At 39.7% G+C, this 25394-nt stretch carries 34 protein-coding genes and 1 tRNA gene; 34 read left to right on the top strand and 1 reads right to left on the bottom strand.

Features of this window, described 5'->3' with window-relative positions; translation table 11 throughout:
• Positions 1-39: 39 nt before the first annotated feature.
• From LC040_12290 to LC040_12245, 10 genes are read left to right on the top strand one after another with little or no spacing between them, the layout of a single operon-like run.
• Positions 40-1017 carry a recombinase RecT gene (locus LC040_12290; protein ID WLR50062.1) on the top strand — a complete coding sequence of 326 codons (978 nt, stop codon included), beginning with the start codon at positions 40-42 and terminating at the stop codon, positions 1015-1017.
• Positions 1014-1715, top strand: coding sequence for an MBL fold metallo-hydrolase (locus LC040_12285; GenBank protein ID WLR50061.1), 702 nt, complete (start codon positions 1014-1016; stop codon positions 1713-1715). The genes LC040_12290 and LC040_12285 overlap by 4 nt, the downstream gene beginning before the upstream one ends.
• Before the next feature lie 27 nt (positions 1716-1742).
• Positions 1743-1925 (top strand): hypothetical protein, encoded by a 183-nt coding sequence (locus LC040_12280; GenBank protein ID WLR50060.1) that lies wholly within the window; start codon positions 1743-1745, stop codon positions 1923-1925.
• Between the two features lie 17 nt (positions 1926-1942).
• Complete coding sequence (locus tag LC040_12275) at positions 1943-2758, top strand: DnaD domain protein (GenBank protein WLR50059.1); 816 nt, start codon at positions 1943-1945, stop codon at positions 2756-2758.
• A gap of 12 nt (positions 2759-2770) precedes the next feature.
• On the top strand, positions 2771-3127 hold the full coding sequence (locus LC040_12270; GenBank protein WLR50058.1) for a replicative helicase loader/inhibitor: 357 nt from the start codon (positions 2771-2773) through the stop codon (positions 3125-3127).
• A gap of 4 nt (positions 3128-3131) precedes the next feature.
• Positions 3132-4433, top strand: coding sequence for a replicative DNA helicase (dnaB, locus tag LC040_12265; protein WLR50057.1), 1302 nt, complete (start codon positions 3132-3134; stop codon positions 4431-4433).
• Positions 4430-4627: a hypothetical protein gene (locus LC040_12260; protein ID WLR50056.1), complete on the top strand. Its 198-nt coding sequence runs from the start codon at positions 4430-4432 to the stop codon at positions 4625-4627. Before dnaB ends, LC040_12260 begins: the two co-directional genes overlap by 4 nt.
• Positions 4624-4794: a Fur-regulated basic protein FbpA gene (locus LC040_12255; GenBank protein WLR50055.1), complete on the top strand. Its 171-nt coding sequence runs from the start codon at positions 4624-4626 to the stop codon at positions 4792-4794. The genes LC040_12260 and LC040_12255 overlap by 4 nt, the downstream gene beginning before the upstream one ends.
• Positions 4791-5234 (top strand): RusA family crossover junction endodeoxyribonuclease, encoded by a 444-nt coding sequence (locus LC040_12250; GenBank protein ID WLR50054.1) that lies wholly within the window; start codon positions 4791-4793, stop codon positions 5232-5234. Before LC040_12255 ends, LC040_12250 begins: the two co-directional genes overlap by 4 nt.
• Before the next feature lie 16 nt (positions 5235-5250).
• Positions 5251-5913 (top strand): 2-methylcitrate dehydratase, encoded by a 663-nt coding sequence (locus LC040_12245; protein ID WLR50053.1) that lies wholly within the window; start codon positions 5251-5253, stop codon positions 5911-5913.
• 115 nt (positions 5914-6028) lie between these two features.
• Here LC040_12245 and LC040_12240 read toward each other — a convergent pair.
• A tRNA-Ile gene (locus LC040_12240) sits at positions 6029-6121 on the bottom strand.
• Positions 6122-6294: 173 nt separating this feature from the next.
• On the opposite strand from LC040_12240, the gene LC040_12235 reads away from it, so the two are divergent.
• The 24 genes from LC040_12235 (at position 6295) to LC040_12120 (ending at position 25386) form a co-directional block, all read left to right on the top strand.
• Positions 6295-6495, top strand: coding sequence for an XtrA/YqaO family protein (locus LC040_12235; GenBank protein ID WLR50052.1), 201 nt, complete (start codon positions 6295-6297; stop codon positions 6493-6495).
• Between the two features lie 55 nt (positions 6496-6550).
• On the top strand, positions 6551-7690 hold the full coding sequence (locus LC040_12230; GenBank protein WLR50051.1) for a DUF3800 domain-containing protein: 1140 nt from the start codon (positions 6551-6553) through the stop codon (positions 7688-7690).
• A gap of 89 nt (positions 7691-7779) precedes the next feature.
• Positions 7780-8613: an HNH endonuclease gene (locus tag LC040_12225; GenBank protein WLR50050.1), complete on the top strand. Its 834-nt coding sequence runs from the start codon at positions 7780-7782 to the stop codon at positions 8611-8613.
• 36 nt (positions 8614-8649) lie between these two features.
• Positions 8650-9219 (top strand): hypothetical protein, encoded by a 570-nt coding sequence (locus LC040_12220; GenBank protein WLR50049.1) that lies wholly within the window; start codon positions 8650-8652, stop codon positions 9217-9219.
• Between the two features lie 109 nt (positions 9220-9328).
• Positions 9329-9457, top strand: a complete 129-nt coding sequence (locus LC040_12215; GenBank protein ID WLR50048.1) for a hypothetical protein — start codon at positions 9329-9331, stop codon at positions 9455-9457.
• 12 nt (positions 9458-9469) lie between these two features.
• Entirely contained in the window at positions 9470-9856 is a 387-nt protein-coding gene (locus LC040_12210) for an ArpU family phage packaging/lysis transcriptional regulator (GenBank protein WLR50047.1), read from the top strand.
• 864 nt (positions 9857-10720) lie between these two features.
• Positions 10721-11011 (top strand): hypothetical protein, encoded by a 291-nt coding sequence (locus LC040_12205; protein WLR50046.1) that lies wholly within the window; start codon positions 10721-10723, stop codon positions 11009-11011.
• A gap of 79 nt (positions 11012-11090) precedes the next feature.
• On the top strand, positions 11091-12380 hold the full coding sequence (locus LC040_12200) for a DNA methyltransferase (protein ID WLR50045.1): 1290 nt from the start codon (positions 11091-11093) through the stop codon (positions 12378-12380).
• 151 nt (positions 12381-12531) lie between these two features.
• Positions 12532-12771 carry a hypothetical protein gene (locus LC040_12195; protein ID WLR50044.1) on the top strand — a complete coding sequence of 80 codons (240 nt, stop codon included), beginning with the start codon at positions 12532-12534 and terminating at the stop codon, positions 12769-12771.
• Positions 12772-12814: 43 nt separating this feature from the next.
• Positions 12815-13699, top strand: coding sequence for a phage terminase small subunit (gene terS, locus LC040_12190; protein WLR50043.1), 885 nt, complete (start codon positions 12815-12817; stop codon positions 13697-13699).
• A complete protein-coding gene (locus LC040_12185) occupies positions 13680-14975 on the top strand; it encodes a PBSX family phage terminase large subunit (GenBank protein WLR50042.1) in 1296 nt (431 codons plus the stop codon). Before terS ends, LC040_12185 begins: the two co-directional genes overlap by 20 nt.
• 12 nt (positions 14976-14987) lie before the next feature.
• Positions 14988-17000, top strand: coding sequence for a phage portal protein (locus tag LC040_12180; GenBank protein WLR50041.1), 2013 nt, complete (start codon positions 14988-14990; stop codon positions 16998-17000).
• A gap of 14 nt (positions 17001-17014) precedes the next feature.
• A complete protein-coding gene (locus LC040_12175) occupies positions 17015-17710 on the top strand; it encodes an HK97 family phage prohead protease (GenBank protein ID WLR50040.1) in 696 nt (231 codons plus the stop codon).
• Positions 17711-17747: 37 nt separating this feature from the next.
• Entirely contained in the window at positions 17748-19010 is a 1263-nt protein-coding gene (locus tag LC040_12170) for a phage major capsid protein (GenBank protein WLR50039.1), read from the top strand.
• Positions 19010-19201: a hypothetical protein gene (locus LC040_12165; protein ID WLR50038.1), complete on the top strand. Its 192-nt coding sequence runs from the start codon at positions 19010-19012 to the stop codon at positions 19199-19201. The genes LC040_12170 and LC040_12165 overlap by 1 nt, the downstream gene beginning before the upstream one ends.
• Before the next feature lie 10 nt (positions 19202-19211).
• Positions 19212-19628 (top strand): hypothetical protein, encoded by a 417-nt coding sequence (locus LC040_12160; protein WLR50037.1) that lies wholly within the window; start codon positions 19212-19214, stop codon positions 19626-19628.
• The gene (locus tag LC040_12155; protein ID WLR50036.1) at positions 19628-20206 is read left to right on the top strand and encodes a hypothetical protein; all 579 of its coding nucleotides are present in this window, start codon (positions 19628-19630) and stop codon (positions 20204-20206) included. The genes LC040_12160 and LC040_12155 overlap by 1 nt, the downstream gene beginning before the upstream one ends.
• Positions 20203-20604: a hypothetical protein gene (locus tag LC040_12150; GenBank protein ID WLR50035.1), complete on the top strand. Its 402-nt coding sequence runs from the start codon at positions 20203-20205 to the stop codon at positions 20602-20604. Before LC040_12155 ends, LC040_12150 begins: the two co-directional genes overlap by 4 nt.
• A gap of 4 nt (positions 20605-20608) precedes the next feature.
• Complete coding sequence (locus LC040_12145) at positions 20609-21046, top strand: hypothetical protein (protein ID WLR50034.1); 438 nt, start codon at positions 20609-20611, stop codon at positions 21044-21046.
• Positions 21043-21429 carry a hypothetical protein gene (locus LC040_12140; protein ID WLR50033.1) on the top strand — a complete coding sequence of 129 codons (387 nt, stop codon included), beginning with the start codon at positions 21043-21045 and terminating at the stop codon, positions 21427-21429. Before LC040_12145 ends, LC040_12140 begins: the two co-directional genes overlap by 4 nt.
• 13 nt (positions 21430-21442) lie before the next feature.
• Positions 21443-22285, top strand: coding sequence for a chitobiase/beta-hexosaminidase C-terminal domain-containing protein (locus LC040_12135; GenBank protein ID WLR50032.1), 843 nt, complete (start codon positions 21443-21445; stop codon positions 22283-22285).
• 56 nt (positions 22286-22341) lie between these two features.
• Entirely contained in the window at positions 22342-22794 is a 453-nt protein-coding gene (locus LC040_12130) for a hypothetical protein (protein WLR50031.1), read from the top strand.
• Positions 22795-22874: 80 nt separating this feature from the next.
• Positions 22875-23126: a hypothetical protein gene (locus LC040_12125; protein WLR50030.1), complete on the top strand. Its 252-nt coding sequence runs from the start codon at positions 22875-22877 to the stop codon at positions 23124-23126.
• A complete protein-coding gene (locus LC040_12120; GenBank protein WLR50029.1) occupies positions 23119-25386 on the top strand; it encodes a phage tail tape measure protein in 2268 nt (755 codons plus the stop codon). The genes LC040_12125 and LC040_12120 overlap by 8 nt, the downstream gene beginning before the upstream one ends.
• Positions 25387-25394: the final 8 nt, after the last annotated feature.

Genomic DNA, 25394 nt, shown 5'->3' with positions numbered 1-25394 from the left:
TATATGACGTTTTTGCAAGTAGATTAGGAGGTGTTTTAGTTGGCTCAAAACAAAAATGAGTTAGCGATGGTTAAAAAAGATACGGTGGATGTTGTAGCTAATAAAGTGAAAGAGTTCCAGGAACGTGGAGAAATCCACTTTCCTGCGAACTACAGCCCTGAGAACGCTATGAAAAGCGCTTGGTTAACACTTCAAAGCACGAAAGCAAAGGTTGGAAAAGATAAGTATGGCCCTGTGTTGGAACACTGTACAAAGGATTCTATTGCAAATAGTTTGTTAGATATGGTTGTGCAGGGCCTTAATCCAGCTAAGAAGCAAGGGTATTTTATTGCATATGGCAATCAACTTACTTTCCAACGTTCTTATTTTGGAACAATGGCCGTAACAAAACGGGTTACGGGTGCTAAAAGCATTGATGCTGCGGTCATTTATGAAGGGGATGAGGTTGAATACGAAATGCAAAATGGCCGAGTTAAGAACCTTGCGCATAAGCAAAAGTTTGGCAATATCAATAAAGATAAAATTCTAGGTGCTTACGCAACGATTGTAATGCAAGATGAGGAGACTTATCACGAGTTAATGACTATAGACGAGATTCGTCAGGCTTGGAGCAAAGCTCAATTTTGGGGCAAGGACCAGAAGGTTGAGAAGAAAGGCAGCACGCATGATGAATTCAAACAGGAAATGGCCAAGAAAACAGTCATTAACCGTGCGTGCAAGAAGTTTTTAAACTCTAGTGATGATGGCAGCCTTGTAATGAAGCATTTCAATCGTTCAGATGATGCAAGAGAAGAAGCAGAACTGCAGGAAGAGCTTCAACAAAATGCTAATCAGGAGATTCTTGATATTGAATATGAGGAAGCGCCGGCAGAGCCTGAAAGATTAGAAAATACCCAATCAAACACGGTGAATATTCCGCAACAAAAAGAACCAGTTACGGCTAGTCACCAGCCAGAAGAACATAAGCAACAGGCGATCCGTTTCGAAGATACCGGAACTGGTGGTCCTGGGTTTTGATTGAGATTACAGCTTTAGCCTCTAGTAGCGCGGGGAACTGCTATCGCATTGATGATGGCAGTACTCCTTTGTTGCTGGAATGTGGGATTAGGTATAGAGATATCCAACGATGTTTTAACTTTCAAATGTCTAAAGTGAAGGGTTGCTTAATAACTCATGAACATGGTGACCACTCTAAGTCTGTCAAAGATGTTCTTAAGGCCGGAATAGATTGTTACATGTCTGCTGGCACTGCAAAAGCTTTAAACCTTGTCCATCATCGAGTAAAGCCAGTTCAGGCTAAGATGCAATTTAAGATAGGCACGTGGACGATTCTTCCCTTTGATGTTCAGCATGATGTATCAGAGCCACTAGGCTTTTTGTTAATGAATGAAAGTGGCGAGAAGGTTTTATTTGCTACGGATACTTACTATATCAAATACAGGTTTAAAGGCTTAACTCACATTATGGTTGAGTGTAATTACAGCATGAGCATCCTAAACGAGAACATTGCAACAGGCAAAGTACACAAGGCTATGAAGAAGCGTCTTATTCGGTCCCATTTTAGCCTTGAGAATGTAAAGGAATTTCTTAAAGTAAATGACTTAACTCGTGTTCAGGAAATTTGGATACTTCATTTAAGCGATACAAACAGTGATGAAGCTGAGTTCAAACGTGAAGTTCAGGAACTAACAGGAAAGGTTGTCTACGTACCTTAGCTCATTCATGAAATGAGGGCAATCTGAATGAAATTAATCGATAATGGTGTGCTTTATAGAGTGAAGATAAAGAAAGAGATTTGGGAGCTGCAATTTACGGATGTTGAAGAGTTCAAGCGCCAGGTAAGGGATTATTTAAAGAAAGGCTACCGGAACTACAAGCCAGTGGAAGCAAGAGACGGCTTCATCTTTTGTGAAAGGATAGATTAACTATTGGGGGTGAATAGATGAGTTACGAACAAACCATTCATGCATTCTATGATCAGCTCGAAACAAATCCACTGACTTCATCCGCCATTGCTCTATGGCACTCCTTAGTGCACATAAGCAATAAACACGGATTGGCAAAAGGATTTACGGTAGCTGCATCGGTGCTATGTATGAAAGCTGGTTTAAAAGAAAGAACCTTCTATAAAGCTCGAAATGAGCTTAAAACAAAAGGCTATATAGATTATAAATCTCGGTCAGGTAATCAAGCAGCAATTTATCAGTTATTATCTCTGTCTGCAAATAATGCAGACAACCATGTAGGTAAAACCCATTTGCCTGCAAATAATGCAGACAGTTGTGCAGACAATCATGCAGGCAGTCATGCAGGCAGTCATGCAGGCAATCGTGCAGACAGTTGTGCAGTATTAAATAGACTGACTGATAGAAAGAATGACAGACTGACTGATCGTGTTCACGAACCTAAGAAACCAACTTGGGGAGACATTGTTGAATTGTGGCGTGAGGTTTTTGATTTTGATTTGCGTCCTAACCATGCTGAAATGCTTGGGTCCTATATTGACCAGGACGGCATGGAGGAATCATTAGTCTTGGAAGCTATAGAGCGTGTGCGTAATTCAGATAAACGGGTTATGCAATATCTTTGGCGGACTCTTTCTAATTGGGCAAAGGCAGGGATAAAAACGATTCCTGATCTTGTTCAGCATGAAAAGCAGCGAGTGCCTGTTCAGCAAAGTTTCTCTAAACAACCCAAAAAGAAAAATGATTCGCTGACTGCCATTGAAGAATATAAACGCAAGCATGGCGTTGGCTAGGGGGGATGAACTGTGAACGAGGAACAAGCTTTTGACATTTTACAACGGATTGCAGCTGCCTATACTCAGTTTGATTTGACTGGAAGCATAGGTGAAAAGCGAATCGAAGTATGGGTAAAGCAGTTGACTCCAATGCCTTATGAACGTGTGCTATTCAACCTTGATGAGCATATGGCTAAAAATAAATTTCCACCAACCATCGCTGAGATTGCAGCCCAGCCAAAACAAGAGAATACACACTTTGAGAATATCAGACAGTGGGAACGGGCCGTCGCAGAAGCTAGAAAAGCAGGACATACGAAAACGTTTGTCGATTTTTTACCAGAAAAGCTAAGGCATAAATATAACAAGTTGCTGAAAGACGAGTGATTTTATGAATACACCTAGACCCTTGATGGAGAACATCGAAGCAGAACAAGCTGTGCTGGGTTCAATTCTATTGGACGGAGAGTTAATTCATGATTGCAGACTTGAACCCAAGCAATTTACACGACCTGGACACCAAAACATCTTTCAGGCCATGCGAAAGCTTGCTGAAGAACGGATAAATATTGATTTGGTTACGGTTGTTACTCAGTTAGGAGAATCAGTCAAGCAGATCGGCGGAGTCGATTACCTGAGTAAGTTGGCTGATTCAGTCCCTTCTACGTCCACAATTCGAACATATGAGCGTATGGTTATCAAAGCTTTTCAGCAAAGAATGAGATACCAGCTCGGTTCAAGGCTAAGTATGGATCCAACAGATGAAAATGCTGTTGAAATATATAATCAGCTTGCCGAGCTGCAGGAAGTAGACATGGCTGCACCACGTTCTAAAAGGGAAGCCCTTATCGAGATATTCGAAGAAATGAATACGCCGCGTGGGGATATTACTGGCGTTGATACTGGATTAAAGGATTTTAATGATATGACGGGTGGACTTCAGGGCGGCGATTTAATTATCGTGGCTGCTCGTCCTTCAATAGGGAAAACGGCTTTTGCATTAAATTTGGGGATGAATCACTCACATAAAGGCGGTGTGTCTAACGTGTTTAGCCTTGAGATGAGTGATGTCCAGCTTATCAAACGAGTTTTGTCAGGCATTTCAAGAGTAGACGGATCCAAGTGGCAGAATCCTTTTAAACGTTTTACTCCTGAAGACCATGAGGCTATCGCTCGAGCTATCGGTATTTTTGAAAAGTGGCTGATGAATATATATGACAAACCAGCTCAAACGGTTTTTGATATTCGGGCTGCAGTTCGAAAATCGATAAAAGAACAACCTGACAAACAACATCTTGTGATTATTGATTATCTCCAGCTTATTACACCAGTTGGAAAATTTGAACGTCATGACCTAGCTATTGGTCATATCTCAAGTGAATTGAAGCATATGGCTAGAGAATTTAATGTGCCGGTTGTATTGCTTTCACAATTGAGCCGTGGCGTAGAGTCTCGTCAAGATAAACGCCCAATGATGTCCGATATTCGCGATTCCGGAAACGTCGAACAAGATGCGGATATTATCACCTTTTTATACCGTGATGACTACTATGACAAGCAGTCTGAAATGAAAAACATTGTAGAAGCGATTATTGCAAAACAGCGTAATGGTCCTGTCGGGACAGTTGAACTCGCATTTTTAAAAGAATATGGGCGGTTTGTTGATTTAAGTAGACAGGGGGCCATGCAATGAGTGCTAATCCAATGTTTCAAAGGTTAGTAGAGCATTATGAGTGTACCGGTAAAGTCTTGCAAAAAGAGGATTTCGAGAGTGAAATGCACGAGCAGCTCAAGTCGATTTCAAAGCTTGAAGTAATCAAGGGACTGATGATGTTTGATGAATACCTTGACCGGTTGAATGAACAGCGAAAGGAGGAAGTTTTATGAATGACCAAGCTGGATTGTTACGAAAAGCAGTAGAATTAAAGCGCCAAGAATATATCGGATTTCTTGCAAGGATTGGAGTCAATAAAATAAACGGCCGTTCCCTAAGTGAGCTTACGTACAGTGAGCTGCAAGAAGAGTTTTTAAATGTCAGAGGTGAAGGGGCATGATTACCTTTACGGTATACGGCGAACCAGTTGCTCAAGGACGCCCAAGAGCCTCCACTATTAACGGTAGAGTGAGAATGTACGACCCTAAAAAGTCGAAAGATTTTAAAACGTACGTGCAGTTGGTCGCCTCTCAACATGCTCCAAGGAAGCTCTTAGAAGGGCCGTTGTATTTGCATGTGAAAGTGTACAAGCCCTCACTCAAGAGCTTCAGCAAGAAAAAGAAAGCAGCTGCTGAGCGTGGGGAACTTAGACCGGTGACAAAGCCGGATGTTGACAATTATGTAAAGGGCATCAAAGATGCCTGCAACAAAGTCATCTGGAAGGATGATAGCCAGGTTGTCGAGCTACAAGTCAGCAAGTGGTACAGCGAAAAACCAAGAGTGGAAATTCTTGTGAAGCCACTGGAAGCACAAGAGCAGCAGTTATCACTGATTCAATAATGAGGAGGACAATACAATGCCATACATCGATTATAAAGCGTTAGTAAAGAATGCGCAGATTAAGAAGGACGGTATCGTTGAGATTAAGCTTGAGGCTCCGGTCAATCTTCTGAAAGGGAAAGTTGATTCTCTTTCTGAAATGGTTGGCGGTAAGGTTGATATCTCAATGGAGTCAGCCATAGTGAACTTTAGTGTGGAAGTGAATACACAGACAGATACACCTATGATCCAGTATAAAGTGGACCAACGAGGGGTTGTGTCAGAAGTGAAACCGGATCAGGAACAGCTTGAAGCTGATTTAGGAATGCCAGCCGAAGACATTCCTACGAAGGAAGAGAAAAAAGAGATTGATCGTGAAGTCATTGACCAGTTTATTAGTGAAGGTTTTTCACCTAACTATGATGACTTACCGGGTGACTTTGCAAACATTGTAAAACGCCGACTAGAAGGAGAAACGTATTTGAAGCTTGCAAATGAGCTAGATATGTCTTCAGGAAAGATAGTGGATCTGATTGATGAGTATCGAGTGCGCGTGGCTCCACTAGCTGAGAAGTGGTGGGAATGGAAACAAGGAGAAAGTTCTTCCTCTGAGGATAAGGAAGAAGAAGTGGGTGCTGATAAAAAAGAGCCGGACAGTAAAGGAGCGGAGGATGACCAGAGTGAGGATGGGGCAGCTTAACGTATTAACCAATGATTTAGTTAAAAGAATGAAATAAATGATAAAAGAGGACAAAAAATGCAGTGTATGCATAGTTGTCCTCTTTTAATCTATCAAGTCTAAAGTATAAATGTTTTGGTGGTTAGGAGAGGGGAATTGAACCCCCGGATCGGGTATCCGACCAGACGATTATCAATCGTCTTAGCATTACCAGCATGCCAACCCCTCCACAAATATTAAAATACTACTAATAATTTACTTTATTCTTCTATTAATGTCAAACTAATTTACCATAATAACCAATAATTTTTGTAGAAATACTACTGTAATAAAAAAGCCAGGTTTCCCCCCCTGACTAAAGACTCGATCAATAACACTATTATTTTTTTAGGAGGAATCCTTATGAAATCAAAAGAGCTAACAATTGGTGAAAGTATGAAGCTGGAAATAGATTTAGAAAAAGAAGGGAATAGGCCGTTTGTTGTCGTATATTGTGGTGGGAAAGCGAAATTTTGTCGATTGCCGGAACATGGGGAGTATAAGATAATTACGCATCAAGGGAAGGTTAAGAGGATGAGGAATGAAGAGGGTGAAGAATTTTAGGGAAAACGGGGAATTATGACTATAATTTATAAGGGAATAAAAAGAGGGGATAAAAATGAATTATGATATTTACTGCGATGAAGCAGGTAACACAGGTGGAAATTATTTAGACCCGAACCAGCCTATTTATGTTTTGTCGGGATGGATGATAGAAAGAAGTATTTCTTATAGAGCAAAAAACAGAATTGAGTATTTAAAAGAAGGTTATTATCCTCAAGCTAAAGAGCTAAAAGGTGCTAAAATATTAAAGAGGAAAAGAGGAGCTGAATTTAGTTCAAAGTTAATCGAAGAAATGGGGGCAGCTCAATGTATGCCTTTTTTTATAATAGCTGAAAAAAGATATTGTGTGGCTGCTAAGATGGTTGAGGCATACTTAGATTCTGAATATAATGATCGAATTACTGAAACCTTTTCTTGGATGAATCAACAGAAAAAAAATATAGCTGAAATAATATATCATATATCGAGTGGTGCAATTGAGAAGTTTGCTGAAGCACATAACAATCCAACCTTAGAAGCTATTAAGGATGCCCAATTACATCTAGTAGAAGATTTGGAGACCAATGGCCTTCATGATCTTGCTTTTGCTATTAAAGGTTCTGATAAGTATATGTCTGAAATTTTAGAGGAAGAAACCCATACAATGAATGCAATGGATAGAAATGCATTGCACACATTGAATCTCCCGGTATTTACCTCTTTCGTTCAGATGATTGAGAGTTTTTCAAAGTATACAGGAATTAAAAAAATCAGAATGTTTCATGATGAAGTTGCACAATTTAGGAAAGCATACCCAGAAACTTTTCAGTTATATTCTCAATCAGCAAATACTGAGGAATTTGTATTGGAGAATGGTGCAAACATCATTTTTTCTATAGATAAGCTAAGTTATTTTCAAATGAGTGATTCAAAGAAAAATCCTTTGATACAAGCAGCAGATGTTTTATCCAGTTCACTTAATGCTTATTGTAATAAAATTGTTTTAGGAGAAGAAATAAATAGTGAATTTAAAAGGATTGGTGAATTTTTAGTTAGTTCATACATAGTTAACGATGATTTTCCAGGTAGAGGTTTTTGTGATTTTATAGGATCAAATATTTTGCTTGCCCAAATATCTCAAAGTGTTGACATTATACAAGACAATATTAAAGTATCGTTGCCTGAAATAGATATCAAACCTTATTTAAAAACATAGCTGGTCTACGGAAGACATTGAATCAAGCAAGTCCTTATGTGTTGTCCGGTTTTAGTTTGATGAATGCTTGTTAGAGGGAGATGTTTAAAATGGAGTTCCAACCAGGATTAGAGCCAGGAGATATTTTAAATAATAGAGAATTAATGAACATTTTTAAATGTGGTGTTTCAGGAGGTATGAGAAAATCAAACACGACAAATAGCTTGGTTCTTGTGTCAGACCATACCAAGTCTCTTTATGAAGATAAATGGATTGATGGACTATTACATTATACTGGTATGGGTCAATTAGGGCAGCAAAGTCTTAATTATATGCAAAATAAAACTTTGGCTGAGTCTACTCATAACGGTGTATCTGTTTTTCTATTTGAAGTTTTTAGAGAAGGGCAATACATTTTTATGGGAGAGGTCCAATTAGTAGGACAACCATATCAAACAATCCAACCAGATGATAGTGGTGAATTGAGAACTGTCTGGGTATTTCCACTAAGTGTAATTAATGGAGAAGGCCCCATTAATATACCTAAAAAGTTGTTAGATGAGAAATCTGAATATCAACAGAAGCAAGTAAAGAGACTTTCCGATGAAGAATTAGCAGAAAGAGCTCGCCATGCAAATAGTAGAGGGGCTAAGAGACGAACTACAACTACAACATATGTACGGGATCCCCTTGTAATAGAATACGCTAAGCGATGGGCCGATGGCGTTTGTCAGTTGTGCGAGAAGTTGGCACCTTTTATTAACTCTAAAGGAGAACCACACCTTCACACTCATCATATTGACTGGTTGTCAAGGGGCGGAGAAGATTCTATTTATAATACAGTAGCACTTTGTCCTAATTGTCATGATAAGATGCATATCTTAGATTTAGAAAGTGACGTCCTAATACTAAAAGGTAGAGTTAGAGAATATTTTAATTCGTAAATTTATTTATTACTTTAGATAAAAAGAGGTAATCAAATGGATTTGAAATTATCAATTACTTTGAATATGCCATTATACGTACAAGGCAAAAATTTAAGGAAAGTTCTCCCCGCAAGCCTTTGGGATAAAATTAGGTATGAAATTTATCGGAGAAACAACAACGAGTGTATGGTATGTGGATATAAGGAAAAGTTGCAAGCTCATGAAGAATGGAAAATTAATAAAGAAAGTCGGGTTTTGATTCTTAAGAACATTAAATGCTTGTGCTACAATTGTCATAGTATTAAACACTTTAATCATTCTGCTTTGAGAAGCAATTCAGAAGAGCGAATAAAAGAGTTAATTAGTCATTTTATGAAGGTGAATGAATGCACTAAGGAAGATTATAGAGCACATGTGAAAGAATTAAATGAGAAAAATCCAAGAAACCCTTTATATTATAAAGGGAGAAATCCGCTAGAAATGATAGAGAAGGTCAAACATCTTGATGCAGAAGAAAGTGCTTTAAAGAAAGAGCATTGGACTTTTCAATTATATCCTGACCTACCTTATTACGAAGACATTTGTCAATTCTTAAAGAAAAAGAACCTTTTAGCCATAAATTAATATTTCTGTTTAAAGTTCTACCAGCCCACTGGAGGACACTGATTAAGCTAGCTGCACACGCAGCACTTAATTAGTGTCCTCTTTTATTTTGCACAAAGAGGTGAATTAAATGAAATACATTATTCGCTGGAAAGTAAACCAGTATCGGCAAGATAAACGCACAGGAGTACTTCAACCTGTTCATCGCTCTAAATATCTGCAGTACTTGTTCAATGTAGAAGAAAAACGATTCAAGTAAGGAGGACAAGCTATGCCAGCTCAGCTTTCATTGTTTCCAGAAATCGATGAGAAAGAAGTCCGTCGTAAAGTTGCTTCAGAACTGAAGCTATTTAAAGCAATTCGTGTGGCCGTGGAGAACCAGAAGGAGCTTGAAGAACAGGGAGTTTCATGTTTATTTCCTTCTATGCGTTCAAAAGATGAAGAAGTTATATGTAAATTAAAATATAGGCAAATGCAACGTGCATTGGAAAAGTCTTTGGACACCTTGGAGCGTGAAGTAATTGAAAGAAAGTACCTCGGTCCAGAAAGAGTCAAAGATATCACAGTTTATATAGAAATGGGTATTGATAAAGATTTATATTACACAGTCAAAAAACAGGCTATATTTCAAATAGCAACAGCACTCGGTATCATATAGGTTTTTCATTTAATTTACTAATGTTCGATAAAACCCCGAGGAATCAAGGGATAAAATGGGGGACTAATATAATTTATGAAAAAAGTAAGCTTTTCTTAGAGGGAAAAACTCTGGGAGAAGCGTCGCCTTCCTTATCAAGACGTACTCGGGTACATCTACGGAACCGGGAAGGCTGTACGGTTTATGGAGGAGCAGCTGGAGTTCTGAGCGCTGAATTGCGGTGGTGGCTACGAGGTGAGAAGGTGAAAGTCCTTCTGAATGTGACTATCTCTTAATAATTTCATAATAATTTATCTAATAACCGCTAATCAATGCAGCTGTGGAAATCCTCCAACGCATTAAGATATGGCGGTATTTTATCATGCATTCATGGTGTAAGGTTGCACGCTTGGGCTAGATAAGCTTTAAGGGGGCTTGGTTTGATTCCGGGTGAATGGAAAAACAACAAATTTTATGGTTGACATAAGTAAATTAAATGAAATTTTTTGTAATATATATAATTTACTTTAATAAGATGTATTAAGAAATGAAAAAAGAACCCCAAATTAGGGGGTTCTAATAAAAAGGGGGCATGGGCCATTTATCAATTATTTCTCTGATTAGTGCCCCCGCCTCATGAAAAAGATACAACCTAATGAAGGACTTATTGCTAATAACTAAAACGAATTCTTTGGAAAATTTACACTTCAATTATATCACCCTCCGATTTTTGGATTAATATATTGATATGAGCAAAGGATCAAGCGTATGCCATAAAAAGTGAGGAGAGTATTAGTTTGTTCATTAGAGGACAAGCTTTATTGGTGTTTGTGAAGGAAAATATCTCCTTTTGTCGAATGTTGGCATAGAAAGGAGATGAACTAAATGTACAAATATAATATTTATCTTGGCTATAAGAGAGAAACTGGAGGTTATCACCATGTAGGGGAAGTCAGTTATGCCTACCCATTACAAAAAGGTGACGTAGTTTTAGTAGCAAATGAACTAATGACTCAAATCGAGAAGGTTTGTGATGATATCGGAAAAAGTAAATTAAAATATAATCAACAATATAGAATTGCTTCAATACATCATGTACTTGGTTTTGATAATGAGGTAATTCCAGACATCTATCTTGTGTCTGAAATTGATTATCTTAATACATATAAGGACTGATTAACAGCACCCATCGTGGTGCTTTTTCTTTGGCTCCAAAGCTAACATAACTCAAGAAATAGCAAAGGGGACTATTGCAGTGCGAATAGAGAATGTAACGTTAAAAAAGCTTCAAAACACTACATGGAACCCAAACACCATGGAGAAGGATATCTATCATTCATTAGTTGAAAGCATCCGAAGGTACGGTGTACTTCAACCTATTTTAGTCCGAAACGATATGACCATTATCAAAGGTGAAAAGCGTTGGCGAGCTGCTAAAGAAGCTGGCTTAAAAGAAATTACTTGTGTCATTGTGGAAACGACTGACGAAGAAGCAAAACTGCTCAATATCAGTCTTAGTCATTTACGTGGTCAAACAAATGAAGAAATGTTAAGTGCGCTGTTAGAAGAACTAACAGCGCACTTTTCTTTGGACGAAATTTCTGTACAGACAGGTTATCAAAAGGATGAACTTGATCAATTACTCAATGGGTTGGAAACAGATACAGAAATTGAGGAACCGGTTGAAGAAGATGAATTTGATGTCCAGGAAGCATTAGATGAAATTCAGGAAGCAGAAACCCAATATGGGGATGTATGGAAGTTGGGCCGGCATCTACTTGTTTGTGGAGACGCGACAAAGCTATCAGATGTAAAACAACTAATGAGAGGGGATAAAGCCAATTTAATTGTTACGGACCCGCCATATAACGTTGCAGTTGAAAGTGAATCTAAAGAGCTTAATTCCTCAGGTAGAGGAAAGATTCAAAATGATGATATGAGTGATGAAGAGTTTAATGATTTTTTGAAAGCAGTCTTTGAAAATTATAAAAGCATCATGGATACAAAAGCAGCTATTTATGTTTTTCATGGTTCCTCTTATCAACGGGAATTTGAGAATAATATGAATGCTGCGAGTATTACTGTAAGAACCCAATGTATTTGGGTGAAAAACGCTGCATCATATGGCTGGGCTCAGTATCGCTTTCAACATGAGCCTGTTTTTTATGCTCATTTAAAGGGCAAGTCGCCAGCTTGGTATGGGGATAGAAAGCAGACCACCGTTTGGAAATCAGGATTGCAGGTTGAAAACCCAGAACCAGCAACAGTATGGGAAGTGTCTCGAGGAGATGTTACGAAGTATGTGCATCCAACTCAAAAACCTTTAGAGCTGTTGGCCATTCCAATTGGAAACAGCAGTAAAAAAGGTGACATTGTAATTGATTTCTTTGGTGGTAGTGGTTCAACGCTAATGACATGTGAACAAATGAATCGAATTTGCCGGACGATGGAATTGGATCTGGTTTTTTGTGATGTCATTAAAAAGCGTTTCTATGAGATGACTGGCGAAGAGCCGGTGCTGATACATCGGAAGCAAGCAGCATAAAACATGCTATAAAAAAGGAGGACGTTGCAACGCCCTCCCAATTGTTTAACCAGACACCCCTGGAAAAAGATAGTGGACTCACCGCGGCCGCTGAATAGGAATGTGCTCCACTATCTTATGACTATTTTAATTCAAGTCAGGGGTGCATACAATGAAAAATAAGAACAAATGTTCCTTTAATGATGATGACCAAGAACAACTCTTACTTGAATATGAAGTTGAAACCATAGAAAGCATACTTGAATCCAAAGAAAAGTATCGCCGTATCATCCAAGCCGGGATTGCTCGCTGGGTTAAAGACTTCCAAGATGGGCGCATTGAAATTAAGTCAGTTGATGACTTAAAGAAACTTATCGAGATTGACTTGGAGCTTCAGAAGGATGATCTATAAAACAAACTCAACATAAGCTCTTTCGGGAGGTGGGTGAGATGTAGTGCCAAGACCAAGGAATCCAAATCGTGACAAGGCGTTTGAACTTTTTAAAGAACACAATGGAAATATCACAAACAGAAAAATCGCAGAAATTCTTGGAGAGAAAGAAAAGACAATCTCATCATGGAAGTCACGCGATAAATGGAATGCAGTACTGCAAAAAAATGATTGTAGTACTGCAAATAAACGTAAGAGAAAAGGTGGCGCCCCAAAGGGTAACAAGAATGCAAAAGGCAATAACGGCGGAGCGCCCAAAGGCAATAAGAATGCACTAGGAAACCCAGGAGGCGGGGCACCTCAGAAGAACAAGAATGCAGTGGTGACAGGTGAGTTTGAAACGATTTATCTGGATGTCCTGGATGAAGAAGAGCAAACAATGTTCTTTGCTATCGATACAGGACCACGACTGCAGCTTGAAGAAAATATACGTCTGTTAAGCCTGCGAGAACGGCGCATGCTCAAGCGTATTCAAGACTTAATGAATGGCCTTACTGAGAAACAAAAGCGCGTTCTACAGGAACGTAAGGCTGTCAAAGAGCCTGTTGAGGTAGTGGATGAAAAGACAGGCGATAAGAAAGTGGTCCCTCGTGTTAAGGAGCAATTGGTTATTACAGAAGTTGAAGAAACAGAATACCGCGTTATCGATGATATTCTGCGTATTGAAGAGGCGCTGACTCGAGTGCAGGATAAGAAGCTAAAAGCCATTAAGCTGAAACATGAAATGGAAGAAGTGTTTGAACATAAGAGAACGCTTGAACAGACACGTTTGCAAATTGAGCAAACTAGGAATTCTGAAGAACTGGTTGAGTATGATGATGACGGATTTATTGATGCATTGAATGCTACAACAGTTGAGGTGTGGTCAGATGAAGACACTGATGAGTAATAAAGTGTCTTTCATGATGAGAAGAAAGAAAAAGCCTGCGCCTTTTCAATTTAAACCTTTTAGTAAAAAGCAGCTCAAAGTATTGACCTGGTGGCGTGATGATTCACCACATCAAGAGAAAGACGGTATTATATGTGATGGTTCCGTTCGTGCAGGCAAAACGGTTGTCATGTCCTTGTCTTATGTGATGTGGGGTATGGAGACGTTCCATGAAGAAAATCTCGGAATGTCTGGTAAGACAATCGGTGCTTTGCGCCGGAATGTGATTACCCCTTTAAAGCGCATGCTACGTTCCCGGGGATATAAAGTAAAAGACCATCGTGCAGATAACTACTTAACAATTACTTTTAAAGGGAAAGTTAATTACTTTTATTTATTTGGCGGGAAAGATGAGTCCTCGCAAGACCTTATCCAAGGAATTACTCTTGCTGGCATGTTCTTTGATGAAGCTGCTTTAATGCCAAAAAGTTTTGTGGACCAAGCTACTGCTCGGTGTTCAGTTGAAAGTTCAAAGCTATGGTTTAACTGTAACCCTGCGGGTCCATACCATTGGTTCAAGTTAGAGTGGCTGGATAAGCTGAAAGAAAAGAACATGCTGCATTTACATTTTACGATGGATGACAATCTGTCTCTTTCTGAAAAGGTGAAAGCGCGCTATCGGCGAATGTACAGCGGTGTTTTCTTTAAGCGTTACATTCTCGGCCTATGGGTTTTAGCTGAGGGTGTCATTTATGATATGTGGAAGGAAGAGGAGCATGTCATAAATGAATGGCCGAAAGAAATTCATGAGTACCAAGTTACAATCGATTATGGAACCCAGAACCCTACAGCATTTATCTTGCAAGGGATTTATTACGATAAAGAGGGTATTCCGACCTTTTATAACTTGAAAGAATATTATTATGATGGTCGGAATAAAGGTAAGCAAAAAACCGATGGAGAGTACTATGAAGACTTAGAAGCCTTTTGTGAAGGATACACCGATATGGTAATTATTGACCCTTCTGCAGCATCTTTCATTGCTCAAATACATTTGCATGGCAAACTCATGGTTCGTAAAGCAAAAAATAGTGTAGTAGATGGGATAAGAAATGTTGCGACTACAATTTCTGAAGGTCGTAATTACACTCATAAAAGTTGCAAAAATTTAATTAGAGAACGTTATTCCTATGTTTGGGATGAGAAGGCTGCTGAACGTGGCGAAGATAAGCCGGTCAAAAAGAATGACCATGCAATGGATGCTGAACGTTATGGCATTTACACTCATGGGTTATAGAGGAGGTGATAGTTGTTGAATTTTATTAGCAAGTGGTTAATGAAATCTCAGGCAGTGCAGCGAGCAATTGTCAGCATGTATGTTGGGCAACCTATTTGGACACCCCAACGATTTGAAAAGTTAGCTGAAGAGGGTTTTCAAAGGAATATTTGGGTTTATCGATGTGTCATGGCAATTGCTCAATCAGCATCATACCTACCTATTATTCTTTATGAAAAGAAAGGTAAGGAGTTAACTGAAATTGAACAACATGTATTGCTAGATTTATTGAAAAAACCTAATGCTATACAGAGTGGTCAAGAATTTTTTGAAGCGTGGGTTGCTTTTCAAATGCTTTCTGGAAACAGTTATGTGGAGATGAACGGACCGAATAAAGGACCATCAAGAGAATTATGGCTACTAAGGCCTGATAGGACAAGTGTTGTCCCTCATCTAGAAAAATATATTGGTTCTTATTTGTACCAGGCTAACGGAGAAGAAATCTTAATTCCTAGTGAAAAGGTAATGCATACTAAATTTTTTGCGCCTTTAGAGGATTTTTATGGGTGGTCTCCAATACAAGTGGCAGCACGTGGAATTGATCAAGATAACGCAGCAAACGCGTGGAATGCTTCGTTATTACAGAACAGTGGACGTCCTAGTGGAGCCTGGATACATGAAGAGCCTTTGAATGATACTCAATATAATCGTATGATGTCAAAGATTAATGCTAGCTATACAGGTATCAAAAATGCAGGAAAAGCCCTTTTGATGCATGGTGGTGTGAAATGGCAAGAAATTGGAATTAATCCTAAAGATATGGATTTTATACAATCAAAAAAATTGAGCCGCACTGAGATATGTGCGGCTTTTGGTGTTCCTCCTGAAATTGTAGGAGATAAAGAGCATGCCACCTATTCGAATTACCAAGAGGCAAGGCGTGCTTTTTATGAAGAAACAGTTCTTCCGGTATTCAATAAAGTAATTTCTAAAATGAATAATGAACTGGCACCTCAATTTGGAGAAAACTTATTCCTTGCCGTAGACACCGATCGTGTTGAAGCCCTTCAAGAAAACCGAGATGCTGTTTACGAGCGAAATAATAAGGCAGTGGCAGCCGGTTGGCTAAAAATAAACGAAGCAAGAGAAGCAGCTGGGTATGAAGCGATTGAAGGCGGGAATGTGCGATTAGTTCCTGCAAGTGTTATCCCAGAGGGAGAAGATGCGCCTGATGATCAAACTGATATTCCTGAAGGTGATGAAGAAAAAAGTTTCGAACAAAAGTCAAATGACCGATACTTCCAATCTTTCGAAAGGCGAAGGCGACCTTTCATAAAAGCAGCTGAAAGGCAGGTGAAGAAAAGGTTTGAAGCTGAAAAGAAAACGGTTGTAGCTGCTTATAAAAAATTAGGCCAAGATGGGGTTGAAGAGATACTGCAGAGTCAAGCTACTGAATGGCAGAAGACACTGAAAGCGGTGTGGCTTGCGGTCACTGAAGAATTTGGAAGTGATTCCTTTACCAATTTGAAAAAGGCTGCAGGAGATATTGAGGTGAAGCTCAACCCGTTTGCTATGCTTTTTGAAGAGCAGAATAGCTTTATCCAGGCTTACATTGCGGATATTGTAGCGCAAGAGGTAGTAGGGATTAGTGAATACACAATTGAGCTTTTGAAATTCGTTATTGGTGATGGTGTTGCCAACAGATTAAGCACACAGGAAATTGCCAAAAATATTGAGCGAAAGTATGAAGACTTCGATAAATATCGAGCGATACGCATTGCTCGAACCGAAGTAATTGGCGCAAGTAATTATGGTAATCGCGCAGGCGCTCAAGCCACTGGCATTCCACTTACAAAAACATGGGTAGCAACAAGAGATAAGCGTACTCGAAAGTCTCATGAAAAAATGGACGGTGTTACAAAGCCGTTCGATGAGCCATATGATGTTGGCGGTCATTTTATGATGTATCCAGGTGACCCGGACGGACCTGCTAAAGAAGTTATACAGTGCAGGTGTTGCGAGAAGTATCAGCCTGCAGATGAATGAGAGGAGGGAAAACTTTGAAGTATAAGTCACTTCCAACTGAATTTAAAGTTGATGAGGAGAAACGGGAGATTGAGGCTTACGTATCTACCTTTGATTTTAAGGATTCAGATGGAGATATTGTTCGTAAAGGCGCGTTTTCTCAAACCGTTAAACAGGATAAAAGTAGAATTAAAGTTTTGTGGCAGCATGATATTAAATCACCAGTTGGTTTACCAAAACATATTGAAGAAGATAGCAAAGGGTTGTACACCGTTAGCAAAATTTCTAAGACGACACTTGGAAATGATTTAATTATTCTTGCGAATGATGGTGTGATTAGTGAGACTTCAATTGGGTTTAATACTTTGAAAGATAAATGGAATAAAGGTGAAAATGCTCGAGAGTTATTGCAATTAAAGTTATGGGAATACAGCTTTGTTACCTGGGGAGCAAATAGCCAAGCTTTAGTTAGTGGAGTAAAAACTCTTGATGATGTTTGGAATCACTTAGATGTGGTCTATGAGCTACAAAAAGAAGTGAAAGCCGGACGTGTACTCAGTGAAAAAAATCGTCAATTATTAAAGACAGCTATTGAGGCCATGCAAGCTGTTATTAATGCTGCGGAACCTCAGACGCAAGATGAACCTGATAACTTGCCAAATGAAGATGAACAAAAGCAACTAAAATCTATAGTAGATGAAATGAAAGCCTACGCTAAATCAATGCAGTAAGGCTTTTTATTTTGTGAAAAATAAGGAGGAAATATGAATGGCAATGAAAGAAAAAAAGGCAGTTCAATGGCCATTAAACTTAAATATTCAATATTTCAACGGAGACAGTGGCACTAAGGAACTTGCTACACAAATTCAAGAAGCGTTCACGGAGCTTAAAGCAGCTGGTGATAAGCAGGCTGATGAAATTAAAAAGTTTGGTGATGCGACGCAGGAAACGAAAAATAAAATTAACACCATCAATCAGACGCTCAACGAATTGAAAGAACGTCTCGACCAAGCTGAAACAAAAATGAATCGAAAATTTCAACCAGACCACGACCCAGCACAAAATCCAGAGGAAGGAAAGTTGACACCAGAGCAGCAAAAGTCTTTCTTTAAATTCCTGCGTGAAGGAAAAGGTGGAATGTCACCGGAAGAACGCAAGGCGCTTGTGGAAGACACAACAGGCCAAATTATTGTACCTGAAGCACTGGACGCAGAGATTTATCGCGAGCTTCCGAAATTGACGGTATTCCGTCAACTTGCTTCGGTTCGCCCTACCAACCGTGACCGAATTCGCCGCCGTTCAATGACAGAAGTATCTGTAGGATGGGGTAAGCTTGAAACGTCATCTACAAAGAAACTAGCAGACTTTGAAAGCGATATGACTCCGGATGAAGAATGGATTTATGTCGAAGACGTACTCGGCCTGACCAAAATCGGTGAGGACGAGCTGGAAGACACTGATTTAAACCTTCAGCAGTTCATGGCATCTTCGTTCAACCGTGCATTTGCTGAAGCAGAGGATACAGCATTCTTAAAAGGTACTGGACACTCAAACGAGCAGCCTGAAGGAATCCTGGTTAATTCAAATGTTCAGCGTACTGTGACTGCAGGGGTTGGTACAGCTACAATTGATGATTTCATTAAATTGATGTATGACGTACCTACACAGTATCGTCGAAACGGTTCGTATGTCGTACATTCTCAGACGGAAATGATGTTACGCACGCTCAAAAATAGTCAAGGTGACTACCTATGGCAGCCTAGCGTACAAGCTGGCACGCCAAACACTTTCCTTGGCAAGCCAATTTATACGCAGGATGATTTTGACACTGTGGCAAACGAATCTGAAATCGCTACGTTTGGTGATTATAATGCTGGTTATCGTATTGTTGATCGTAAAGGTGGTTCTATCACACGTTTGAATGAGCTTTACATTGAAGACGGCTTGATTGGTTTCAAATACAAGCGCCGTGTCGGTGGCGGTGTTGTTCGTCCAAAGGCAATTCGTGTCTTGAAGGTTGCTGGTGCGTAATGAAAATTAAATTAAAAGCGGGCATTATGACAGCATCGGGAACTAAAAAGCCCGGCGCTGTTATTGATGTTGATGATAAGACCGCGGAACAGTGGATTGAATCTGGAATTGCCGAGGTTGAAAAAGGATCCGGTCGAAAACGACCAGGACCGAAGGCTACTAAAGTTGATGGTCCGGAAGAAAAGAAGTGAGGGAGGAAAAATGAACGCAAACTATCGTGAGTTTAGTTTTGTTGCATCGCCAAATGAATCGGATCATGTAGTTAATTTTTCTGGAGAGCCGACCGATGAGGAAAAGAAAGTTTTTTTAAAGCTTGAAAACGTGATTAAGAAGTTTCAACCGACCTATTTTGAAGCTTATGATGCAATTGAACTGGTTGAAAAGCATATCAGCAATATCAGCGTTCGTTTAGGTGTAGCAAACTTTCGTCATGACAATCAGATGGTTGAAGAAATGGTTAAAATATTTTTAGATGAACAGGTTCTGACTTGTCACGTCACTGATTATTTGCGAATACTAAAGAATAGCATCTTTACTCATTCATTGCAGTTAACGGTTGACTTGAGCGCAATTGAAGAATTTGAATATCGATCTGCGATGCAAAGGGAACAGTCTTAATGCTCTCTGCTAACGCACTAACAACCGTTGCAACAGCCATATCTTATCTAGGTATCTATGAAGAAGACAATGTACCAAATCAATTGATTGAGCGTGCTATTAACGTTGCTTCTTCTACTATTGAAGGCTATTGCAATCGAAAGTTCAAGCTGCAGCAACATACAGAAGTAGCTCAAGCAACACATACAAATATGCTGTTGTTAAAGCAATATCCTGTCCAAGATGTTTTTTCAATTGATGGTGAAACAAACACTAACGTCACTCTCATGAAAGAAGAAGGGATGCTTTACCGCAAAGCTGAGTGGAAGGAAGACACTGTGGTTGAATATACGGCTGGTTATGTACTGCCAAACGATACCGAAAATGTTCGGACATTGCCATATGATTTAGAAGACGCTTGCCTACAACTAATCGGCAGCGTCTTTTTTGATGAAGAAGGTAAAGAAGATGAGCAGGTTACGAGTGAAAAAATCGGTGATTGGTCGGTGTCATACGCAAAAATATCAACAATTGGTGTTGGAGGGATTACTGATACTGTTAAGTCTGTCCTTGAACGATATAGGAGATATCCAATATGAAGACTAGACCAAGCCGAAAAAGTCAGCGACGTTTTAAGAAGCAATTGATTCATACGGCAGCAGTTTTTAGAGAAGAAGAATATCGCGACGGCTACGAATGGAAAGAAGAGTTCGTTCACAAAAAGGATATCCAGTGTCGTATTTCTACAAGCACACCTAAAAATGATGAGGTCAAACAATACGAACAACAGCAATTTACACCAGTATTTACTCTCTACTGTTTACCGGAAGATATCGAACCTAATGACCGTATTGTTCATAACGGTAAACTTTATGAAGTTAAAAGTGAGCCAAGAGACCCATCACATGTCGGCCATCATTATGAAGTACCCTTGGAGAGATTGAACTTAAACTTTGAAATCAGAAAAGTAGTGTTGGTCATTAAGGAAAGTGGGTGACATTATGGGTATGGAATTTCGAAGTTATTTTCGCCAAGCGCAGCAAGACATACAGGCGCTCGAACAAGAAAATCTTACCAGAGCGCTGTTGCATGTCAGAAATGCTGTAATCGATAAACTTAGTAAGCCTGGAGCAGGCAATGAATATAAAGTACCTGGTACAAGAAACCGGAGGCATACTGCTTCGGCAGAAGGCGATCCGCCTGCAGTTTTATTTGGGCAGTTAAGAAGTTCAATTTCCTTTGAAATTGAACAACTACCAGATCGTTTCGTTGGAATGGTAGGTCCACGCGGCGTTCCCTATGCCCGTCGGCTTGAATTTGGGTTTGTAGGTGTAGATGCTGCTGGAAGGCGCTATAATCAAGCACCTAGACCATATTTAAAGCCGACTTTCGAAGAAAAAAGAGAAGAAATCAAACAAATTGTAGGTGGTCGAAGATGAATGTAATCGATCGCATTCAAGGTATTCTTGAAAATGACATGTTATTAGCAACGCTCCTTTCTACGTACAAAGGATTCAGGGCTATCGCTCAGGAAAATGCACCGAAAAAAATGAATATGCCATATATTGTGATGCGGAATGAGTCTGATACACAGGAAGCGAATGAGCTTTTGAATCGATTAGTGCTTTCAATTGATGTTTTTGCAGAGAATAATAAATCAACGGTCTATGCTATTTATAAAAGACTGAAAGATCTTCTTCATAGGCGCAGGCTCATGCCAGACGGAATTATTTCTATCTTAGATCGAGCAACACCTATTGAATCGCAAGACCCTAGCGTTTTCGGGCTAAATGTAAAGTTTATCATTCGTTACGAACTGTAAAGGAGGGAAATAAATGTCATATAAATATCGTTCAGGCCTAAGAAGTGGTTCTACCAAGCGTCTGATGATTGGCCCTGGCGCTCTATACAAAAACTTTGATTTGTCTGCCTTTAAAGTAAACGATGAGTCAACATGGGGAGAACTGCTAGGCGCCACAAAAGGCGGTAATGAAGTTAATATGGATATTGAATATCATGTTGCTGAGATTGATGGTACGCTTGGACCGGTAGAAGGTGCAGAATGGCTGATAAAAGCTGTGGCCAAGGTCTCGACAAACTTGCTTGAAATTAGTCGCGATAACCTTCTTTTGAAATTACCATCTTTCAATGCTCAAACTCATGATACAGATTATGACATTATTAAGCACAACGGTGAGATTGCCCCAACATCTGCTCAAAATCTCGCGTTGGTAGGTGAGATTACCGGGAAGTCTATTCCAGTTATTATTGTGTTGGAGCGCGCTCGATGTATCGATGCATTTAATTTGCCGTTTGGAACGGGCAAAGATGATGTGGTGTTAAAAGCAGAATTTGAATCACGTTACACAGAAGATGCACCAACAACAATCCCTTTTTATATTTTGTATCCTAAAGGCGGAAGTCCTGTTGCAATGCCTACAGCTAACCCTACAGGCGGAACAACGCATACAACGTCAGTTGATGTTGAATTGCTTCATACAGACCCGACAGCAGAAATATACTACACGACAGACGGAAGTATACCAACGCCAAGTACAGGAACACTATATAGCGGGACCCCTATTAATTTGACAGCAACAGCGACAATTAAAGCTATTGCTGTAGTTGGGGCGGATACCTCAATGGTCGCCTCGTTCTTATACACTGTAAATCCATAATTTAAAAGATTAAAAGGCTTGCGTTTAGCAAGTCTTTTTTATTTGGAGGGATTAAGATGGAAGAATTACTCAATGAGGGAGATAAGGTCACAATCGATGGAACTGAATACAAAGTGAAACGTCTCTCAACGCGGGATGTTTTTCGCTTTGTTCGCATGATTTCAAAGCTAGGATTAGGTGAGTTTGCAAGTATGATGCAGCAAAGTAAAAAAGATGGTGAAGATCCTGCGGGTAAAGGCTCGATCGACTATAAAATAGTAGGGTTTAAACTAGTTTCAAATATAACTCGCATTGAAAATGAAGTTATGGAGTTTGCTGCAAGCAAGATCGGAGTGAAGGTTGAAGAGTTTGAAGAAATGCCGGCAGACGCTCTAATCGATGTACTTCAAACTGTATTTGAAGGGAACGACATGAAGGCTTTTTTCAGCAAAGTGAACGCCATGATGGACAAAATGAGCGTTCAGAAAAGAACGGGAGCGACTATAGCGAACAAAGCGAGCGCACTGTAAGAAAAGCAGTAGACTTAGTCCAAGGACGGTATGGATGGACCGATGAATACGTACTTGATATATTGCCGTATGCACGATTGATGCAGCTTTTTCAGGACATTTCCGAGTGGAAGCATGAAGAAGAAAAAAATGAGTATGCAAAGACAGCATTTCTTGGTTGGCAAATTCGGAATATGATTATTGGCATCTTTGACGGCGAGCCGATGGAATATGAAGAATATTTGAATGGTGTTGGACTCGGCTCTTATCAAGAGGAAGAAATAACTGCTAAAGAAGCTATTGATAAAGCTCAAAATATATTACGTATGATTGGTGGTGACAATCGTGATTGAATTGTTTGATCTAGTCGGTCGCATTGTCATCGAACATGCTGGGGCCATTCGAGAAATCGGGAGAATTGAATCTCGAGCAGCGCAAGCTGCTGAAAGTGTCGGACGTTCATTTAATGAGCTTGGAAATAAATTTAATGACATCGGGCAAAACTTTCAGGATGTCGGAGGGAATCTAGCTGCTGGGATAACAGCACCTATTGTCGGCATTGGTGGTTTAGCCGTAAGTGCTGCGATGGAATACGAAAACCTTGTCGCAGATATTCAAGCGCAAACAGGAGTTGTTAAAGCGGAAGCTGAATCTTTGGCGAAGTCGGTCCAAAACGTTTTCTATGAGGGTTTTGGTGAGTCCCAGGAGCAAGTTGCTAATGCATTGATTACAACAAAACAGCTTTTTAAGGATATTAAGGACGAAGCCGAGCTTGAGGAAATTACTCGTAATGCCGTGATGCTCGAGCAAAAGTTCGATCAAGACATTAACAGCACTCTTAGAGCAGCAAAACAATTAATGACCACTTTTGGCGATGATAGTAAAAAAGCTTTTGATATGATGACATATGCCATTCAAAACGGAGCTGATTTTAGCGACGAATTAATGGACTCTATTTCTGAATATGCTCCACAGTTCAAGGCACTTGGCTATACATCAGAAGAAATGATGAACATCTTTGTAAAGGGTGCTGAAAAGGGCGTTTGGTCACTAGACAAGCTTGGAGATACTGCAAAAGAAACATTTTTGCTGATTGGTGAAGAAGGAAGAAAAGACAGCATTGAGGCTTTGGAAGCCCTCGGCCTGCCAGCAGAAAAAGTAATGGAGCAAATTCGGAGTGGCGGAGAAGAATCGAATGCTGCGTTTGCTACCGTCATGGCCTCATTGGCAGCTATTGAAGACCAAGCAGAACGTGACGCGTTGGCAATTGCCTTGATGGGAACACCCCTAGAAGATTTAGGTCCAGAATTTACGACGTTTTTCGCTGAAGTTCAAGGTGGCCTTGAAGGGTATGAGGGAGCTGCAGACAAAGCAGGAGAGGCAATTAAAGAGGCATTTCCTGCACGAATGAGAAGAGTCATAGGGGATGCTAAAGAAGCCTTGATACCTCTTGGAGAAGTTCTTCTTGATATTGCTGAACAGTGGCTTCCAGTTATATCGGAAAAAATTCAGTTGTTATCAGGGTGGTTTAATTCACTTACTTCTGAACAACAGAAAAATATCGTGAAATGGGGTGCGTTTGCAGCTGCAATTGGACCTCTCTTAATGATTATTGGGACATTGGCTGGCTCAATCGGAAATATATTCACGCTTTTTTCTATACTTTCACAGTTTATGGGCGGTATTCCGTCAGTAATTGGAAAAGTTATTGGCGCATTCTCAAAAGCCGGTGGAGCTGCTTCAAAGTTTGGACAAATAATAGGGAAAACCCCTTCTGTTCTTGGAAATGTTTTTGGGATATTTGGTAGGTTAAGCGGTTTTTTAGCTAGATTTGCAGGCATGTTAATACCATTACTTACAAACCCTTGGACTATTGCAATAGCACTCATTGTTGGGGCTGTAGTAGGACTTGTTGTATTAGTTGTTCGAAACTGGAATAAAATCTCGAGGGCAACACAAAGATTAGGTAATCGATTTCGAAGATTCGCAAATGATGTAGGAAGAGCCTTAGCAAATGCAGCGAATAATGTAAGGCGAAAATTCCAACAAATGCTTAACATCATTGGTAGCTTTAGTGGAAAGTTTTTTCAAAAAGGAGCCGAGGTTGTAAATGGATTAGTGAAAGGGATTCAATCAAAAGTAAAAGCGGCAAGAGAGGCTATTTCAGATGTTGCGGACAATGTGATGGGATTCTTCAAGAAAAAGTTAGGAATTGCTTCTCCGTCTAAGGTGTTTGTGGAATACGGTGGATTTTTAGGTGAAGGGCTAGAGGTTGGGATGACCAGGTACTTGCCTAAAATCGGGCAAGCTGCAGAAAAAATGGCGAATGCAACAGAGTTATCTAATCTGGCTATCCCATCTATAATCGATAAAGGCAAGCAAAGAGGACAAGTTATGCGATCAAACATCGGAAGAGAAACCAATCCTACAAAAAACACAGGTCCTGTTACCAAAACTTTTATTGGCGGTCAGCAAGGAGAGACTATTAAAATCGAAAATCTATATTTAAATGTAAAAAATGTTGCGGATGTTGACTCAATTGAAAAGCTTCGAAAAAACATTCAAACGTACGCTTCCCAAGACTTCTTTAATTATGCAATTCGAAAGCTGTAGGTGAGGGA

Origin of the sequence: Bacillus tianshenii (assembly GCA_020524525.2) — a bacterium.
In the GTDB taxonomy this organism is placed as follows: Bacteria; Bacillota; Bacilli; order Bacillales; family Bacillaceae_N; genus Bacillus_AV.
The sequence above is the reverse complement of the archived record's forward strand: the minus strand, read 5'-3'. Positions and strand labels throughout refer to the sequence as shown.

Excerpts from the sequence above, each read along its gene's own strand:
- LC040_12280 (WLR50060.1), top strand. The coding sequence starts at position 1,743 with ATGAAATTAATCGATAATGGTGTGCTTTATAGAGTGAAGATAAAGAAA.
- LC040_12275 (WLR50059.1), top strand. The coding sequence starts at position 1,943 with ATGAGTTACGAACAAACCATTCATGCATTCTATGATCAGCTCGAAACA.
- dnaB (WLR50057.1), top strand. The coding sequence starts at position 3,132 with ATGAATACACCTAGACCCTTGATGGAGAACATCGAAGCAGAACAAGCT.
- LC040_12260 (WLR50056.1), top strand. The coding sequence starts at position 4,430 with ATGAGTGCTAATCCAATGTTTCAAAGGTTAGTAGAGCATTATGAGTGT.
- LC040_12255 (WLR50055.1), top strand. The coding sequence starts at position 4,624 with ATGAATGACCAAGCTGGATTGTTACGAAAAGCAGTAGAATTAAAGCGC.
- LC040_12250 (WLR50054.1), top strand. The coding sequence starts at position 4,791 with ATGATTACCTTTACGGTATACGGCGAACCAGTTGCTCAAGGACGCCCA.
- LC040_12245 (WLR50053.1), top strand. The coding sequence starts at position 5,251 with ATGCCATACATCGATTATAAAGCGTTAGTAAAGAATGCGCAGATTAAG.
- LC040_12235 (WLR50052.1), top strand. The coding sequence starts at position 6,295 with ATGAAATCAAAAGAGCTAACAATTGGTGAAAGTATGAAGCTGGAAATA.
- LC040_12230 (WLR50051.1), top strand. The coding sequence starts at position 6,551 with ATGAATTATGATATTTACTGCGATGAAGCAGGTAACACAGGTGGAAAT.
- LC040_12225 (WLR50050.1), top strand. The coding sequence starts at position 7,780 with ATGGAGTTCCAACCAGGATTAGAGCCAGGAGATATTTTAAATAATAGA.
- LC040_12220 (WLR50049.1), top strand. The coding sequence starts at position 8,650 with ATGGATTTGAAATTATCAATTACTTTGAATATGCCATTATACGTACAA.
- LC040_12215 (WLR50048.1), top strand. The coding sequence starts at position 9,329 with ATGAAATACATTATTCGCTGGAAAGTAAACCAGTATCGGCAAGATAAA.
- LC040_12210 (WLR50047.1), top strand. The coding sequence starts at position 9,470 with ATGCCAGCTCAGCTTTCATTGTTTCCAGAAATCGATGAGAAAGAAGTC.
- LC040_12205 (WLR50046.1), top strand. The coding sequence starts at position 10,721 with ATGTACAAATATAATATTTATCTTGGCTATAAGAGAGAAACTGGAGGT.
- LC040_12195 (WLR50044.1), top strand. The coding sequence starts at position 12,532 with ATGAAAAATAAGAACAAATGTTCCTTTAATGATGATGACCAAGAACAA.
- LC040_12185 (WLR50042.1), top strand. The coding sequence starts at position 13,680 with ATGAAGACACTGATGAGTAATAAAGTGTCTTTCATGATGAGAAGAAAG.
- LC040_12170 (WLR50039.1), top strand. The coding sequence starts at position 17,748 with ATGGCAATGAAAGAAAAAAAGGCAGTTCAATGGCCATTAAACTTAAAT.
- LC040_12165 (WLR50038.1), top strand. The coding sequence starts at position 19,010 with ATGAAAATTAAATTAAAAGCGGGCATTATGACAGCATCGGGAACTAAA.
- LC040_12160 (WLR50037.1), top strand. The coding sequence starts at position 19,212 with ATGAACGCAAACTATCGTGAGTTTAGTTTTGTTGCATCGCCAAATGAA.
- LC040_12155 (WLR50036.1), top strand. The coding sequence starts at position 19,628 with ATGCTCTCTGCTAACGCACTAACAACCGTTGCAACAGCCATATCTTAT.
- LC040_12150 (WLR50035.1), top strand. The coding sequence starts at position 20,203 with ATGAAGACTAGACCAAGCCGAAAAAGTCAGCGACGTTTTAAGAAGCAA.
- LC040_12145 (WLR50034.1), top strand. The coding sequence starts at position 20,609 with ATGGGTATGGAATTTCGAAGTTATTTTCGCCAAGCGCAGCAAGACATA.
- LC040_12140 (WLR50033.1), top strand. The coding sequence starts at position 21,043 with ATGAATGTAATCGATCGCATTCAAGGTATTCTTGAAAATGACATGTTA.
- LC040_12135 (WLR50032.1), top strand. The coding sequence starts at position 21,443 with ATGTCATATAAATATCGTTCAGGCCTAAGAAGTGGTTCTACCAAGCGT.
- LC040_12130 (WLR50031.1), top strand. The coding sequence starts at position 22,342 with ATGGAAGAATTACTCAATGAGGGAGATAAGGTCACAATCGATGGAACT.
- LC040_12125 (WLR50030.1), top strand. The coding sequence starts at position 22,875 with ATGCAGCTTTTTCAGGACATTTCCGAGTGGAAGCATGAAGAAGAAAAA.